16 protein-coding genes are annotated in these 14164 nt (G+C 69.5%); all 16 read right to left on the bottom strand.

Annotated elements, in window-relative coordinates:
- Positions 1 to 233: 233 nt before the first annotated feature.
- The 16 genes from ACN27D_RS35495 to ACN27D_RS35570 all read right to left on the bottom strand — a co-directional run bounded on the left by ACN27D_RS35495 (position 234) and on the right by ACN27D_RS35570 (position 14116).
- Entirely contained in the window at positions 234 to 1157 is a 924-nt protein-coding gene (locus tag ACN27D_RS35495; RefSeq protein WP_082171296.1) for a ParA family protein, read from the bottom strand.
- 90 nt (positions 1158 to 1247) lie between these two features.
- A complete protein-coding gene (locus ACN27D_RS35500) occupies positions 1248 to 3053 on the bottom strand; it encodes a ParB/RepB/Spo0J family partition protein (protein WP_082171297.1) in 1806 nt (601 codons plus the stop codon).
- A gap of 257 nt (positions 3054 to 3310) precedes the next feature.
- Positions 3311 to 3469, bottom strand: a complete 159-nt coding sequence (locus ACN27D_RS35505; RefSeq protein ID WP_161801625.1) for a hypothetical protein — start codon at positions 3467 to 3469, stop codon at positions 3311 to 3313.
- Between the two features lie 196 nt (positions 3470 to 3665).
- The gene (locus ACN27D_RS35510) at positions 3666 to 3869 is read right to left on the bottom strand and encodes a hypothetical protein (RefSeq protein ID WP_047894765.1); all 204 of its coding nucleotides are present in this window, start codon (positions 3867 to 3869) and stop codon (positions 3666 to 3668) included.
- Positions 3866 to 5359, bottom strand: coding sequence for a hypothetical protein (locus ACN27D_RS35515; protein ID WP_152748371.1), 1494 nt, complete (start codon positions 5357 to 5359; stop codon positions 3866 to 3868). Before ACN27D_RS35515 ends, ACN27D_RS35510 begins: the two co-directional genes overlap by 4 nt.
- Before the next feature lie 782 nt (positions 5360 to 6141).
- Positions 6142 to 6696 (bottom strand): hypothetical protein, encoded by a 555-nt coding sequence (locus ACN27D_RS35520; protein ID WP_235437675.1) that lies wholly within the window; start codon positions 6694 to 6696, stop codon positions 6142 to 6144.
- Between the two features lie 182 nt (positions 6697 to 6878).
- A complete protein-coding gene (locus tag ACN27D_RS35525; RefSeq protein WP_047894762.1) occupies positions 6879 to 7526 on the bottom strand; it encodes a hypothetical protein in 648 nt (215 codons plus the stop codon).
- 57 nt (positions 7527 to 7583) lie between these two features.
- Entirely contained in the window at positions 7584 to 8162 is a 579-nt protein-coding gene (locus tag ACN27D_RS35530; RefSeq protein ID WP_421501238.1) for a hypothetical protein, read from the bottom strand.
- Positions 8163 to 8312: 150 nt separating this feature from the next.
- On the bottom strand, positions 8313 to 9113 hold the full coding sequence (locus ACN27D_RS35535; protein ID WP_278091381.1) for a hypothetical protein: 801 nt from the start codon (positions 9111 to 9113) through the stop codon (positions 8313 to 8315).
- A gap of 69 nt (positions 9114 to 9182) precedes the next feature.
- Positions 9183 to 9866, bottom strand: coding sequence for a hypothetical protein (locus tag ACN27D_RS35540; RefSeq protein WP_047894806.1), 684 nt, complete (start codon positions 9864 to 9866; stop codon positions 9183 to 9185).
- Between the two features lie 141 nt (positions 9867 to 10007).
- Complete coding sequence (locus ACN27D_RS35545) at positions 10008 to 10724, bottom strand: DUF2786 domain-containing protein (RefSeq protein ID WP_047894807.1); 717 nt, start codon at positions 10722 to 10724, stop codon at positions 10008 to 10010.
- Between the two features lie 63 nt (positions 10725 to 10787).
- On the bottom strand, positions 10788 to 11684 hold the full coding sequence (locus tag ACN27D_RS35550; RefSeq protein ID WP_047894808.1) for an ArdC family protein: 897 nt from the start codon (positions 11682 to 11684) through the stop codon (positions 10788 to 10790).
- Positions 11685 to 11757: 73 nt separating this feature from the next.
- Complete coding sequence (locus tag ACN27D_RS35555; RefSeq protein ID WP_278091382.1) at positions 11758 to 12261, bottom strand: hypothetical protein; 504 nt, start codon at positions 12259 to 12261, stop codon at positions 11758 to 11760.
- Positions 12262 to 12383: 122 nt separating this feature from the next.
- On the bottom strand, positions 12384 to 12812 hold the full coding sequence (locus ACN27D_RS35560) for a hypothetical protein (RefSeq protein WP_053065537.1): 429 nt from the start codon (positions 12810 to 12812) through the stop codon (positions 12384 to 12386).
- 127 nt (positions 12813 to 12939) lie between these two features.
- Positions 12940 to 13614 carry a GGDEF domain-containing protein gene (locus ACN27D_RS35565; RefSeq protein ID WP_053065536.1) on the bottom strand — a complete coding sequence of 225 codons (675 nt, stop codon included), beginning with the start codon at positions 13612 to 13614 and terminating at the stop codon, positions 12940 to 12942.
- A gap of 202 nt (positions 13615 to 13816) precedes the next feature.
- Complete coding sequence (locus ACN27D_RS35570) at positions 13817 to 14116, bottom strand: hypothetical protein (protein WP_047894663.1); 300 nt, start codon at positions 14114 to 14116, stop codon at positions 13817 to 13819.
- Positions 14117 to 14164 lie beyond the last annotated feature (48 nt).

Consider the following 14164-nt stretch of genomic DNA (forward strand, 5'->3'; position numbering starts at 1 on the left):
TGTGTTCGCGCTCCAGTCGTTCGGTGTACTCCGCGAGTGCTTGCTCTAGGTAGTCGCGCCAGCGTGGTAGGCCGTGGGGTGCGCTATAGAACGCGTTCATCGCGCGTTCTGCGGTGTCTTTGCCGATCCTGGCGCTGATGGGTCGGTCTTTGGGGGTGTCACCGGACGCCGCCGGGGCGTCGCTGTCGCGACGCCCGGCGGGGGGTTCTGGTTCGTTCGGTGTGGCGTTTCGCCTAGCCACGAAGGCTCCTGCGCTCGATGACATCGGTGATGCGGCAGTAGGCGCGGCTGACCGCTGTGCGGGGGTCGAAGAGGGTGAGGGGTACGCCGGCGCTCTGTGAGCTGTTTACCGTTGCGGATTGGGGGACTCCGCTGCCGTGCCATTCCTCTTCGGGCTGCGGGTCGGCCGTGTCGATCAGGGCGTCGGGGAATGCCTCTTTGACGAAGCGGTAGGCGTCCTGGTCGTTGCGGCGGCGGGGTCGGAAGTTGATGAGGAAGACGTGGGCGATCTCGATGGTCTTGTTCAGTCGCGTGTTGATCCGCTTGACGGTCTTCGTCAGCTGGGCGATGCCGCGCAGGTCGAACTCCCCTGGGTTGATCGGGGTGGCGATCTCGTCGGCGGCGTAGAGGGCGTTGATGGTCAGCAGGGACAGCGCGGGCGGGGTGTCGAGCAGGATGACGTCGAACTCGTCGCGCAGGGTCTCGACGTGTGCTGAGAGGAAGGTGTGGTTGCCCATCTCGCTGGCGAGCCCTGCCGCGACCTCGGACAGCTTCTCGCCTCCGGCGATGAGGAAGATGTTTTCGTGCGGGGTGGGCACGACGACGTCGGCAGGCTTGGCCTCGTCATCCATGAGCAGGTAGTAGGTGCCTTCGGTGTCCCCTTGGGCGGCGGGAACACCGAGGCCGGTGGTGGCGTTGCCTTGTTCATCGCAGTCGATGACGAGGACTCGGAAGCCGCGTCGGGCGAGTTCACCGGCGAGGGCGAGGATGGTGGTGGTCTTACCACTGCCACCCTTCTGGTTCGCCACTGCGATGACCACCGCGCGGATCAGTCTCCGGGTGATGCGGGCAGCGGCGCGGCGCGTTTCCCGGTTTGCGGGGGTTCGCTGGTTGGGCGGGGTGATGCCGGCGGCATCAGTTGCGGCAGCGTTGGGCATGACGGGCTCCTGGTGCGGTCTGGGCGGTCGGGAGGGGTGAGGGGTGGGCGCGCCGCCGGGTGCTGCGGCGCGCCCACCCTGGGGCTGGCTCTACTTCTCGTCGGCTGCTTCGAGGAGGGCCTGCTGCTCCCACTCGGCCGGCTCGTAGGCGGCTTCGTCCATGAGCCGCTTGATGTGCTGGGCGTCCTCGGTGTCGTATTCGATGCTGTCCTGCGCCCGGATCTCGGACAGGGCCAGGTCGTAGACGTAGGCGGCGCGGGCGGCGAGCTTGGCGTCGATGTTGGTGTCGTAGCCGAACAGGGTGTAGACGGTGGTGGACTCGTCGACGACGGAGGCGGCCTTGAGCCACTTCACGGCGAGCTGTTGCGCCTCGAAGCTGTGGTCTTCCTCGACCAGCAGGATTCGGCGGGCGAGTCGGGCGGTGAGGGCTTCCCGGCTGGGTGCCTTGGCGGCGATCCGGGCGCAGGCTGCCTCGCGGGCGTTGGCGGCTGCCGCGTGTTCGCGCTCCTCCTTCTCGCGCTCCTCCCGGCGTGCCCGCTGTTCCTCCGTCTCCTGCGGTTGGGTGACGCGGGGCGCGGGGATGGTGGTGCTGGTGCGCTCGACCTTCACGACGGTGCCCGTGGCGGTGGGAGTGGTCTCGCTGTCCGCGTCGGCGGTCGTCTCGGTGTCGGCGGCCTCGGCGTCCGGGTCGGAGTCCGGGTCGGCGGGCTGCGACTCTTCGTCGGTTGCCTCCGGCTCCTCGGGCTCGGGCGGCGGCAGCTCGGTCAGGTAGTACTCGATGTGATCGCCGGTGACGACGTAGGCGGCGAGGGTGCCTGCCTCGCGGGCGGCGGTGATCTGGTCGTCGTCGTGGATCTGGTAGTCCCACCGGCTTCCGGGCTTGTCGGCAAAGTAGGTGGTGGGGTTGGGGATGACGACGATGCCCTCTGCGGCGAGCTTCTTGCGCTTGTCTTCCTTGTCCTTGGCGGCCTTGTGGGCGCTGTACTCCTTGCGGGCGTGGTCGACGGCGAGGCGAGAGCGAGCGGTCTTCTCGTCGTCGGTCTTGGCGGGCATGGCTACGACAGCGTCGATGACCTTCTTGATGCGGTCGGGGTCCTTCGTGATCTTGGCCAGTTCGACGGCGGCCTCGACCGGGATGATGCCCTCGCGGAGCGCGGCCTGCGCTTCGTCGGGCAGGTTGAGCAGACCGATCCGCTTGGAGATGTACGGCTGTGGGATGCCGGTGCGGCGGCTGATCTCCCGTTGGCCCAGCTTGTCCTCGTCGATGAGGCGCTTGAGCTCGCGGGCCTCTTCCAACGGCGTGTAGTTCTCGCGGAGGACGTTCTCCGTCAGCCGGTGGATGCGCTTGGTGGTGTTGTCCTTGAGCGTGTCGGACACGACCGCGCGGTAAGCGCTGCGTCCGGCGGCGCGGGCGGCGGCCCACCGGCGGTGGCCGAAGTTGATGACGTACTTGATTTGCTCCTTGGCCTTGTCGCGCTGCTCGTCGGTAACCGAGTCGGCGTCCACGCCGAAGATCAGGGCGGCGGTGGCGGTGTAGAGCTTGGTCACGTCGTTGCCGTAGCCTGCCCAGACGTCGACCGGGACGACCACTCCGGCCGACAGCTGGCCTTCGGACTTGATCGAAGCGACGAGCTTGTCATCCGGGGTGAGGCGGCTTTCGGGGTTCTCGGGGTCCGGGGCGACCTCTCCGATGGGCAGGTCTTGGATGGTGGCACCGGCGGCCTGGGCGGCCTCGATGGCCGCCTTCTCCATCTGCTCCTCTTCCTGCTGGAGCTGGGCGAGCGGGTTGCTTGCGAGGCCACTACCTCTGCGGGCCATGTGGGGCTCCTTGTACACTGTGGGTGGGTGAAATTGCTGTGGGGGTGGCTTGTCCTGGGCGGTCAGCCGCCCCCACATTTGTTTGTCTTCCGTCTCACGACTTCCGACTCACATGTCTATAGTATCTAAACTTTCTTAGATGTCAAAGCCGTTTTAGCGAAGTTGTTCGGCTACTTTGGGTTGCGCCTACCGTGTGGGGGCGAGGTCTTCTGGCCGGGCTTCGTCCGTCCGTCAGGGTAGCGGCTGGGGGGCGCGGTTTTCGGGGTGGTGCGGGCCGTGGCGTCCGGTGGCCTGGTGGATGGGGCGTGTCGGGCGGTCCGGTTCGCGCGGGTCGTTCAGTGGGTGACGGACTCGATGGTGCTGGCGGGGCAGCCGGCAGGGCAGCGGGTGTCGTCGCCTTCGGGGTCGGCGGTGGTGGGGCTCAGCGACCAGGGGCACCAGTCGTCGTTGCCGTTGCGGTGGTTGTTCCAGCGGTGCTGGTCGGTGTTCGGCATGTCGTCGCTCCGTGGTTTCTGTGAAGGGTTGGCCGGGCGTTGGCGCGGCGGGTGAGACGGGGGTAGCCGGGGGTGCGGGGGCGGCGCGTGAGCGCCCCGCTCGGGTTCGGGCGCTCGATGCGCCCGAACCCGTAGCCGGTGGTGGTCCGGGCCTGTCGAGCCCCGGTGGGCGTGTCCGGGGCTCGACAGGCGGTGGTCAGTGAAACTGGAACAGCTCGCGGGCTTCGGATACCGCCACTATCGGGCCGGTTTCGAGCTGCACCATGCACTGCCCGAGTGGGCCGCGCGGCAGGATGGTCGCCAGTCGTTCCGGTCCGCCGCCGCCGTTGCGGAAGATGACCGTCATGCCGGGGGTGAGGGTGTGGGGGTTTGCTCGGGGGCGCTGGTTGTGCTGGCTCATCGGCTCTCCCTCGGGTCCGGGTCGGTGGCGCGGGTGCGGCGGCCGAGAATATTGACCTTGTCGGTGAGGATGAGCGGGGCGTCGGCGGGGCCTTTGATGTGGGGGCGTACGTAGGTGCGGCGGCGCAGGGCGCGGCCGGGGCCGTAGGGCTGCTCGCGGAAGAATCCGGCTACCCACCATCGGCGGGTGTAGGTGCGGGTCTTGCCGGTGGTGGTGTCCTCGGTGCGGGTCTGCTGCTTGCGGCGCAGGCTGACCAGGCGTACGACGGGGGCGGGGCGCTTGGCGCGCTGGTACGCCTTGCGGGTGGATTTGTCGGCGGGGGTGTCGGTGATCTCGGCGTCGGGCTGGGTGGTGAGGATCCACGTCGCGATGAGGGCGGTAAGGATCTTGCGGGTGTCGTCGGTGTCGGTGTCGTGGTTCTGGCCGTAGACCAGGCCGGTTCCGGTGTGCACGGGGGCGAGCCATCCGATGCGCTCGCGCAGGTGCTGTAACCGCTGTTCGGTGATCTGGCCGGTTTCGGTGAGGACGGTTTCGGCTGGCGTGTAGAAGACGGTCCAGACGCCTCCGGGGATGGGTCCCCAGGATGCGGCCGTTACGGGCATGGTGTTGCCCGTTTCGTGGTCGGTGAGCCAGACGATGGGGTCTTGCCAGACGAGCAGGCCGTCAGGTGCGGGAAGCTCGGCGGGCAGTACGCGGACATCGGGAAGGTCTCGGGCGGCGTGGGCGGCGAGAGCGGTGAATTCGCTGTCCACCCAGAACAGTTTGCCGTTCTCGACGTGGTTGCCCATGAGGGCGGTGTACTGGTTGATGAGTGTGGGATTGGCGGTGTGGACTGCGGAGGCGTGTAGCGGTGCTCCGGGGATCATGTGACCGGGGATGCTGTAGCCGGACCCGGTGGTGAGTACGTCCAGGACGAAAGCACCTCCTGCGTTGCGCCAGAACCTGACCAGTCGATCGCGCACCTTGGGCAACGCTTGGGGCCGGATCGATCGAACGTCGGGAACGGTGGTCGGCTGGGCGGCGGCGGTGCCGCGTAGCGGCCGACGGGGCGGGGTGAGAGGCGTTGCGGCGAACAGCGCTCGGTGCAGGTGGGCGAGCATCTGGGGGTCGTGGTCGATGCCGCGCTGTCGGCCGTTTGTGATGGCGCGCGTGGTGATCGCGGCGACGTCGCGTACCTCTACCAGGGCGGCGCAGGTGGCGCATGCGGTCCAGGTCCCGCCGAGGTCCTTGTGGCGGCCGATGGGCTCGATTCCCTCGTCGTCGCCCATCACGAGCATTTCGAGGGTGTTGAATGTGAATTCGGCGACGACGGCGGGGGAGGAACAGAAGTCGCATACCTTGTTGAGCGAGGGAAGCTGTTCTTGAGGAACAGGGACGGGTTCGTGGTCGGCGGTGATACCGCCCGGGTGGAAATAGACGCTTTCGTTGTTGGATTTGCGCCACACCGTAAGGGGCCTGCGGCAGGTCTGGCAGCCGTACTGCTGGGTCACTCTCGCTCTCCCGGAGGGTTGGTCTGGTGTGTCGTGTGGTTCGGGGGGTTCGCCGTCCCCCTCCCTCACACTTAAAATTCTAGCACACTTGTGGGGTTGGATGGGTGCTGACCTGGGGTTTTTTCGTGCGTTCCCGTCTGAGGGGAGATCCATCCCGGCGGCCTGGTCGTGACCGACCACGGTCGGGGTCGGGGGTGCAACCGGGGTGTGGTTGCGGCCCCGGCCCCGGCCGTGGTTGCCCTTGTGGCAGGCCGGTGGGATGGATCGGGGAGGGACCATCCTGGAGCCTGCCTCCCCGGCGAGGGGACGCGGTCCAGCGGCGGGACGCTGGTCCGGCTGAAGGCCATCGGCCCGCAGGGCCGATAGCGCGGGCACCGCGGCGGGGGAGTGGCTCTACGGCCCGCCGCCCCTCGATGGTGATGCCGCCGGCATCACCCCGCGACCGGCCGGCGCCGGCGGCACGGCGGCCGCGGTGACAACTGGACGCGCACCTGGCAGGGCGAGGGGGCCCACCGGTGGGCCCCCGCCCGGTCACGGCGGGAGCAACGGTCCGCACCACGACGGCGCCACGACATCATCGTTCTTCATTGGGCGCGCACCGTTCGTGACGGCGGTGGCCTGCCACGACGGGCGTATCCCGGGCGCAACGGGGTGCGCGGGGTGGGTATGCTGGTGGTCAGGTGGTTGACGTTTGTGGCCTGTTGGGGCCGGTGTGGCGTCGACACCAGACGGCCGGAGGGGGTTCGCCAAACCAACCCTCCGGCCGTTGCCGTTCTCCGCTGTTATTGATCTCGGGGGCGGCCAGCGCCGGTTCCGGGTCCAGGGCGGTTGGCTTGGTGAGCGGCGAGGGTGCGGCGGAGCCAGGCGCGGTGGGTGTAGGGGCCTAGGCGTTCGTCTTCGCGCTCTTCCTCGATGTCAGGTGGAGGCAGGAGGGGGCGCCCGGTCTTCTCGCCGGTCCAGTAGGGGATGGAGTACCGCACGTAGGAGCGCATGGTCGCGAAGGCAATGTGGAGGGCGTCTGCCGCGTCTTCGGTGTTGAGTTCGTCGTCCGGATCGCCATCCTTGACCGGCGGTGGCTTCTTGGCGGCGGCGCGTTGGGCGAGCAGTGCGATGTAGTCTTCGACGCCGTGGGGGCCGTCGAAGGGGTACCAGTATTCGCGGCCGTCCTTTGTGCCGTGCGGGAAGTCGGGGTCGGTGCGGGCGCGGACGTTGACGGAGTTGCCGGGGGTCCAGCCGGCGAGGTGGGCGATTCCGGCGCGGTTGGTGCAAAGGCGGCCGCCGACGAGGCGGGTGGGTACGGCCGGGTCGTCGGTGCGGTGGTGGCCGGGTGTGGTCACGGGGTCCTCGTGGGCTCGGGTGCGGGCGACGGTGGTCGCCGGACCTGAGCCGGTGAGGGAGGACGGCGGTGGTGCGGCGGCCGTACGGCGGGCCGCCCGCCGGCCGCTGGGGGGCGGTCGGCGGGTGGTTGCCGTACGGCGGTCAGCGTATCGGGTGGCCGCGGTGGTGGTGTCGGTCGGCGTCATGAGGGTGACTGCTCCGGGGCTGGTTGGTCGGGGTTGGTGCGGTTGGCTTCGTACTCGGCCGCGAGGCGGCTCAGCTGGCCGGCGAGGGCGTAGTGGTCGACGAGTTCGTCGGAGAGTTTGCTGATCTGCTCTTTGATCGGGTCGATCTTGTATCGGCGGAGGTCGGCGAGGCGTCGGGGTGCGGCGTGGCGGGCGGCGGCCTGGATGAGGTCGGCGCGGTCGGGGCGCTCGTGCCAGGCGGCCACGAGGGTTCGGATGATGGCGGATCCGTATCGGCTGGTTGCGGTGGGCGCGCTGGTGCTCGTCCAGCGGTCGACGCTGCGTCGGAGTCCCAGGTATTCGCTGTCGGGGCGGTCGAGGTATTCGGCGGGGGTCAGGATGACGCCGCCGGTGATGGTGACGCCGTTGATGACCGGCCGTTCGGCGCGGTCGTTGTCGTTGTAGGCGTTCTCGCCGAACTGGACGTAGATGGCGGCGGGGGTCGCGGAGTCCTCGCCTCTGAACTCGGGTGCGATGACGATCGTTCCTGTGGCGCGGGGCGCGCGGAAGCGGTAGGTGACGCGACCGGTTTCGGTGTCGGTGGTTTCGGCGGTGGTGAGGTCGGCGTAGGGGCTGGGGAGGGCGAGGGTGCGGCGGTCGGTCATGGTGGGCTCCGGGTTGAGGGGCGCGGCCGGGCCGGGCCGTGCCGCGCCCCCGGGGTGTCAGCGGGGTGCGGTGGCGGGGTTGGTCAGGCGGTCGGCGTGGGCGCGTAGCTGGGCCAGCGCGGTGGTGGCCTGGTCCAGGAGTCGCAGCTGTTCGGCCAGGTGGGCGGGGGAGGCATGGGGGAGCAGCGTGGCGAGTTCGTCGTAGGCCTCGCGTGCCTGGGTGGCGGTGTGGTCGAGCTCGTCGAGGGTGTCGGCGAGGTGGTCGTAGATCCGGGTGATGGGGCAGTCGCGTCGGTGCTGGCCGGCGATGGGTTGGCCGGGCGGGCACTTGCAGGGCAGGGTGGCGCGGTAGGTGTCGGGGCGGGTGGGGTCGGGGTGAGGTGTCTGGTTCGCACGAGCCTGTCGCGAACCGTGGGGGGAATGTCGGCGCCGCGGATGGTGTGGTGGGTCTCGGCGGCGTGGGTGAGCACCGCGAGAGCCATCACGCTGAGGGCATCCATGCGGGCGTGGCCGGGTTGCTCGGGGGTGCTGGTGGTGCATCCGGCGGGGCATCGCGGGCTGGCGGTCGGGCCGGCGTCGGCGGGCGATCGCGACCAGGAGCACGGGTCGCCGTGGCGGGTGCTGTGGTGGTTCCATCGGGTCATCGGGGTGGTCCGTTCGTGTCGGGTGATGTCGGCGGCATCGGTTGGTGGGTGAGTGGGGCGGCGTAGCCGGGGGTGCGGGGGCGGCGCGTGAGCGCCCCGCCCGGGGTCGGGCGCTCGATGCGCCCGACCCCGTGGCCGGCGGTCAGGTTCCTGTCTGGTGCTCGGTGAGGTCTTCGGCGCACTGGTGGACGGCGCGCAGGTCCTCGGCGGCGGCGTGCAGGCGCTGGCGCATGGTGGCGAGGGTGGCGGTGGGGGTGCCGGGTTCCGGGGCCGTGCTGCTGTAATCGGCCAGCGCGGTGGTGGCGATGTCGATGCGGTCGAGGGCTCGGCCAATGGCGGACGCGATCTCCTCGGCGGTGCTGGTGAGGGTGTGCGAGCGGGGCGGCTGGACGGCGGCGGTGTGCAGGCGGGCCTCACCGTTGATCTTCGTGATCTTGTAGGCGGTGCCGTTGATGAGCAGGGTTTCGCCGGGGGGCGTGATCAGGTCCTCGGGCTCGTAGCGGTGCCTGAGTCCATGAACAGGCCACAGGTACGGTCCGAAGGGCTTGGGTCCGGCGGCGCGGCCCGTCGCGAGGTGGTCGCCGTATCCGAGTCCGTAAACCTCGTCGCCGACGCGGAGTTTGTGGTGCCCAAGCCAGTGACCGGGCATGCCGTCGGCCGGTGGGGTGGGGTCGAGGTGCAGCGTGACGGGGCAGGTGGGGCAGCCGGTGTCGCAGGGCAGGCTGGCGGCGTGCATGCGGGCCGGGTGGGTGGCGTCCTGGTTGCACTCCTGGCCTTGCGGGGCGGCGCAGGTGGGGCAACTGGTGGTGGCGGTGGCGTGGCGCTGTTGCTCCTCTTGGCGGGCTTCGGCGCGGTGCTCGGCGTCGATCTCGGCCGCGTCGCCGGCGTGTTCGTCGTGCTCTCGCCAGGACAGGTAGTCGTCGTCGGTGGGGGCGTCGAACATCGTTGATCTCCGTTGGTCGGATGGTGCGGGTCGTGGCGGTCGGTGGGTGATACCGGCTTGGGTGTTGGGTTATCGGGCGTCGGTTGTCGCGCTGCCGCCGTCGTCTGCGCTGGTGGGGGTGTGGCCTACGTCGATCAGTTGGCGGATCAGGGCACGTTTGGAGGCGGTGGGGCGGTGCGCGTCTGGGTCGAACGTGATGGTGTCGAGGTGGGTGAATCGGGCGGCCAGGAGTGCGGTGAGACGGGTCTGATGGGTGGGGTCGATCTCGGGCGATTCGTAGCGGCGACGGATCGCGTCGGCGGTGGTCTTGCCGTAGCTGGTGAGGATTTCGGGTAGTTCGGGGTTGCCGGCTGGGAAGGCCTTGTCGATGTCGGCGAAGATGCCGTCGGTGAGCCGGCGGGAGGCGCGGACCTCTGCGGCGGTGCCGAGCAGTACGACTCCGTAGTCATGGGGTGCGGGGGCGGGCTGGTGGACGCCCTTGCAGTGGAGGGCCTCGGCGATGCCGATGAGGATGGTCGCTCGGGCCTCGCCGTGACCGTCGGCGCCGGGAACGGGGTGTGTGGCGATGGTGAGGCGTGAGTGTCGAGTGCCGCAGGCCGCGCGGGCGGCGGCGGGGGTGATGTCGTGGCGGGCCATGAGCTCCGCCGCGGTGTGGCGGGCGGTTTCGCGTAGAGCGGCGGGGGCGGTCGCGTCGGTTGCGACGGTGAGGTATGCGGCGACCTGGTCGATGGGGTCGGGCGTAGGGCTGGTCATCCTCGGGGCTGCCTTTCGAGTGATGCCGGCGGCATCGGTTTGGTGGGTGAGTGGGGGCGGCGTAGCCGGGGGTGCGGGGGCGGCGCGTGAGCGCCCCGCTCGGGGTCGGGCGCTCGATGCGCCCGACCCCGTGGCCGGCGCTCAGGTGGACAGAGCGCGGCGGCTGGTGGCGTTGACTCCGGGGTCGCCGACATCGGCGAGGCGGGCGGCGGCGCGGCCGGCGGTCCTTCCGTCCTTGGTGGTGCGGTGGGCGTGCTTGTCGAGGTCGCCGAATCGCTCGGCGATGAAGGCGTCAATCCGCTTCGCGCGGTCGGCGAGGATGAGCGCTGCGCCGGGGTTGGTGGTCGGGTCGGTCAGCGGGCGGCGACGGGCGGTAATCCGCGCGGCGACGGTGTCGCCGTAGCCGGACAGGAACGACGAGAGGAAGTCGCGGGCGCGGCGCTGCTCGGCGGCGGCGCTGGCGGCGGCGGTCTGCGCCTGGGCGAGGATCAGCGGCAGGAGTTGCCGCAGGTGGTGAACGTCCGACGTCGCGCCGACCACAATCACGGTGTAGGGGCGGGGGGCCGGAACGGGTTTCAGGATGACGCGGCATCCCATGGCACGGGCGACGTCACCGGCCAGTACGGCGCGTGCTTCGCCATGGCCGTCGGTGTTGAGCAGGGCGACGGGCGCGCAGTTGATTCCTTCCGGGGCGTCGCCTCGGGCGGCGGCGGCTTGGTCGGCGGTGATGCCGTGCCGTCCGATGAGTTCGGCGGCCTTGGCGGCGGCTGCCTCGCGTTCACCGAGCGGCGCTGCCTCGTCTTCAGCGATGGCGAGGCACGCGGCGATACGAGCGGCGATTTTCGTGCGGTTGGTCATGATGCCTCCCGGTCGGGAGGCACGGGGAGGGCAGACCCTCCCCGTGCCTAAAATTCTAGCACACTAGACAGTGGTGGCCGTCGCGGCGATCGCGGCGCGGGCGGCGCGGCGCTGCTCCCGGCGGGCTTCCCGCTCTCGGTCGCTGCGCGCGATGATCTGCCCGACTGCGGCGGCGAGATCGGCTACGGCGTCGGGGTGTTCGGCCGTGACCTCGTAGGCGGCGGCGACGGTGCGGCTGTCGTGGTCGACGTGCACGCGGCTGCCGTGCAGGGCCTCCGTCGGCGCGGGCCAGTCCAGGCCGTACCCGGCTGCGGTGAGCTGGTCAAGAAGGTTGTTCCACAGGATCTCTGCGGCGTCGGCTACGGGCTCGTAGTTGGTGCAGGCGGGGCAGAGGCATCCGGGTTCGCACGGTTGCCCAGCCTCGGCGTTGCAGGCGACGCACTCGCCGCGCTTCTCCGGCGGGAGTTCGGTGGTCTGGGCGACGTCGTAGACACGTCCGGTGCGGAACTTCGGCTTACCGGTGTCCTCGTCCGCCTCGTCGTCGGCTTCGGCGCTTTCGGCCTCCTGCTCGTCCGAGGTCTCGGGCTCGTCGGCGTCGGTGTCCTTCTTGTCCTTGCCGACCGGCTTGATCAGCCTCAGCGCGGTTTCGCCCTCCTTGACTACCCGGCCGCGCTGCAACCATCCCTTGAAGCTGTCCACGTCGGACAAAACAAAACCGCGTTCGTCGGCCTGCTGGGCGAGCAGGGCTTGGTTTCGCAGGCTGTAGGACAGGATCCGCAGGGACACACCGCCCGTCGCCGCGTGGCGCGCGAAGCGGCGGATGCCTTCGGCGTCTTCGAGCTGCTCGGTCGAGCTGTTCATGACCTGCCGGTCGCGCTGGCGGAACTCCCGGATCTGCTCGTCGCTGTAGCGGCTTGCGCGCTTGCGAGGGGCGCTACGGGTGGTCGACTTGCGGGGCATGGGGTGAACTCCTGTCCTGGGCCGCTCGGCCCTATATTTAAAATTCTAGCACACTTGCTGGGCTGGGTGTTAATCAGGTCAGTCCGGTTTCCGCGTATCGCTGAGCGTGAGCGGGGCAGAGGGCGGCGCCGAACGTGAGGACCGTGGGTACGTCGTGGCATCCGAGGTGGTCGCATCCGGCGGGTGGCATCTTGTGCAGGTCTCGCCAGAGGTTGGCGACGATGGTTTCCGTTGTGTGGGGCAGGCGGTGGCGGGGCAGGTGGGCGGGCACGGGGCGGCCGTCCACGGTGAGGGTGAACAGGTCCCGGTGAGTGTGGGCGGGGACGGTGTGGCGGTGCACGATGGTCCGTAGGTTGTTGACCGTGATGGTCAACTCGCCGTGAGTCTCGTTTTCGGGGTGGGGCCATGCTGGTGATCGGTGCTCGGCTCGCCATGCGTCGCCTCCGTACAGGCGGCAGACCGCTTCGGCGATTTCTCGGGCGGCCGGTTCGCAGCCGTACTCGGGGCCGGTGGGGTACGGGGTGATGGTGAGCGTGTCCATGCGGGTGGGGTGGGGACGGTCGGTGGTGCTGGTCATGGTCGGTCTCCTGCGATCGTGAGTGACGGGAGCGGTAGCCGGCGTCGGCGTGCTCGATGCGCGTCGATGCCGTTGGGCGGTCCGGTCGTGCCCGGCCGCTGTCGGCGGCCGGGCACGTGTGGTCAGGTCGGCTGGCCGAGGAGGTATCGAGCCTGGCCGGTGGTGGCCCATCGCGCCGTGTCGTGCAACAGCCGTGCGGTGCGGCGGGTGAGGGTGAGCGCGTAGATGTTGGGATTGCAGACGTAGCGCTTGCCCATCTGCCACAGGTCCAGACACATCACGGCGAGTCGGAGCAGGGCGCGCATGCGGCCGGGGTTCGTGTCGGCGCACTGGTGGCGGCGGGCGTACTTGATCAGTTCCACGGTGGTGGCGCGGAAGTCGAGAGCGGTCGTGGCGTCGGTGATGGTCGCCGTGGGCCAGGTGGGGGCGTGCTCGCACAGATGCAGATGGCTCGTCACCTGCTCCATGTGCTGGCGGGCCTGGTCGAGCAGTTCGCACACCTGGTGGATACGGCGTTCTGCGGGCGGGGTGGTCAGGATCGGGAGGGTCATCGTGGGTGCGGTGGAGGCTGACACGGGTTCTCCTGGTTGGGTTCGGTGGTTGTCGAGAGGGGTTCGCCGGTCCTCTCGCTGTGCGGGGTGGTCGGGGCGGTCGCATCGGACCGCCCCGACCGGGGTGCTACCGGAAGCGGCGGCGGTGGACTCGTCGGGCGAGCACGGTCGCTCCCTCGGGGTACGGGAAGAACGGCAGTGCGTCTTCTTCCATGTACGGGAAGTGCGACATGACGTCTTCGCCTAGGCGCTTAGCGTGGTACATGGCGACGTCTGCGCGGGATAGCAACTGCTCGGCGCTGGTGTCGTTGTCGTCGGCGGTGGCGGTGCCGATGCTGGCGGCGCATCGAAGGGTTGTTCCGAAGAAGGGCACCGTTGCTGCGGCGAGCGCGCGGGCGGCGGCGTGAGCATTGGCGTTGCCGTGGTCCAACCCGCCGTTGGTGATGATCAGGAACTCATCGCCGCTGAGGCGGCCGACGTAGGCATCGGGGAGGTTCAGCGCCGTGAGGGTGTGGGCGACGTGCCGTAGTACGGCGTCGCCAGCGGCATGGCCGTGCTCGTCGTTGATGTCCTTGAAGCGGTTGAGGTCGAGCAGGGCGACGGAAACCGGGCGGGTGCGGTCGGCTACCTGGTCGTTGAGGTGGGTCAGCAGGGCGCGACGGTTGGGCAGACCGGTCAGGGCGTCGTGGCGGGCGTCGTGTTCGGCCGTGGTCAGGGCGGTGTGGAGGCGGGCGCATCGCCAGAGCAGCGCGAGGCACGATGCGGTCGTGGTGCCGAGCAGGATTTCGGTGAGTCCAGGCACTGAGTACTCCTCAGAGAGGTTGGTCTGGTGTGAGCTCGGTGGGGGTTCGCCGTCCCCATCGATACTTAAAATTCTAGCACACTTGACGTTGCTTCGGTAGTCCTGACCTGGGGCTTTGCGTTCCCGACGGCCGTCTCGGGGTGATGCCGGCGGCATCGGGGCGGGACCGCCACCGCGCAACGGTCCCGCCCCGGTCTAGGCGTTACGGGGCGTACGCGTAGAGGTCGCGGCCGTCGATGATGAGGGCGTCGGCGGCGATGGCTGCGGCGAGCTTCCGGGCGTAGCCGCCGACGACGTCCCACACCTCGGCGTGGAACACGCTCACGCTCTCGGCGGCACCGTCCAAGATCGGGATGATGACGGCAACGGCGTTGTCAGGTCGGACCGGGACTCCGGTGATGGTGCAGTCAGGAACGATGTGCAGAGCGAACAGCAGGGCGGCGCGGTTGACGTAGCGCTCGCGGTCGATGTCGCTGCCGCGCACAGCCTGGAAGATGTCCATGATGCTCCTTGATCGAGTGGCGGCGTCGGCTCTGCGACCCGCCGTTGG

It is taken from the genome of Micromonospora sp. WMMD1274 (genome assembly GCF_049179035.1).
GTDB classification, from domain to species: domain Bacteria; phylum Actinomycetota; class Actinomycetes; order Mycobacteriales; family Micromonosporaceae; genus Micromonospora; species Micromonospora tulbaghiae.

Coding starts and splice junctions, on each gene's coding strand:
- ACN27D_RS35535 (WP_278091381.1), bottom strand. CDS start 9,113: ATGTTCGACGCCCCCACCGACGACGACTACCTGTCCTGGCGAGAGCAC.
- ACN27D_RS35555 (WP_278091382.1), bottom strand. CDS start 12,261: ATGACCAGCACCACCGACCGTCCCCACCCCACCCGCATGGACACGCTC.
- ACN27D_RS35495 (WP_082171296.1), bottom strand. CDS start 1,157: ATGCCCAACGCTGCCGCAACTGATGCCGCCGGCATCACCCCGCCCAAC.
- ACN27D_RS35530 (WP_421501238.1), bottom strand. CDS start 8,162: ATGGAACCACCACAGCACCCGCCACGGCGACCCGTGCTCCTGGTCGCG.
- ACN27D_RS35525 (WP_047894762.1), bottom strand. CDS start 7,526: ATGACCGACCGCCGCACCCTCGCCCTCCCCAGCCCCTACGCCGACCTC.
- ACN27D_RS35570 (WP_047894663.1), bottom strand. CDS start 14,116: ATGGACATCTTCCAGGCTGTGCGCGGCAGCGACATCGACCGCGAGCGC.
- ACN27D_RS35545 (WP_047894807.1), bottom strand. CDS start 10,724: ATGACCAACCGCACGAAAATCGCCGCTCGTATCGCCGCGTGCCTCGCC.
- ACN27D_RS35510 (WP_047894765.1), bottom strand. CDS start 3,869: ATGAGCCAGCACAACCAGCGCCCCCGAGCAAACCCCCACACCCTCACC.
- ACN27D_RS35550 (WP_047894808.1), bottom strand. CDS start 11,684: ATGCCCCGCAAGTCGACCACCCGTAGCGCCCCTCGCAAGCGCGCAAGC.
- ACN27D_RS35540 (WP_047894806.1), bottom strand. CDS start 9,866: ATGACCAGCCCTACGCCCGACCCCATCGACCAGGTCGCCGCATACCTC.
- ACN27D_RS35505 (WP_161801625.1), bottom strand. CDS start 3,469: ATGCCGAACACCGACCAGCACCGCTGGAACAACCACCGCAACGGCAAC.
- ACN27D_RS35500 (WP_082171297.1), bottom strand. CDS start 3,053: ATGTGGGGGCGGCTGACCGCCCAGGACAAGCCACCCCCACAGCAATTT.
- ACN27D_RS35560 (WP_053065537.1), bottom strand. CDS start 12,812: ATGACCCTCCCGATCCTGACCACCCCGCCCGCAGAACGCCGTATCCAC.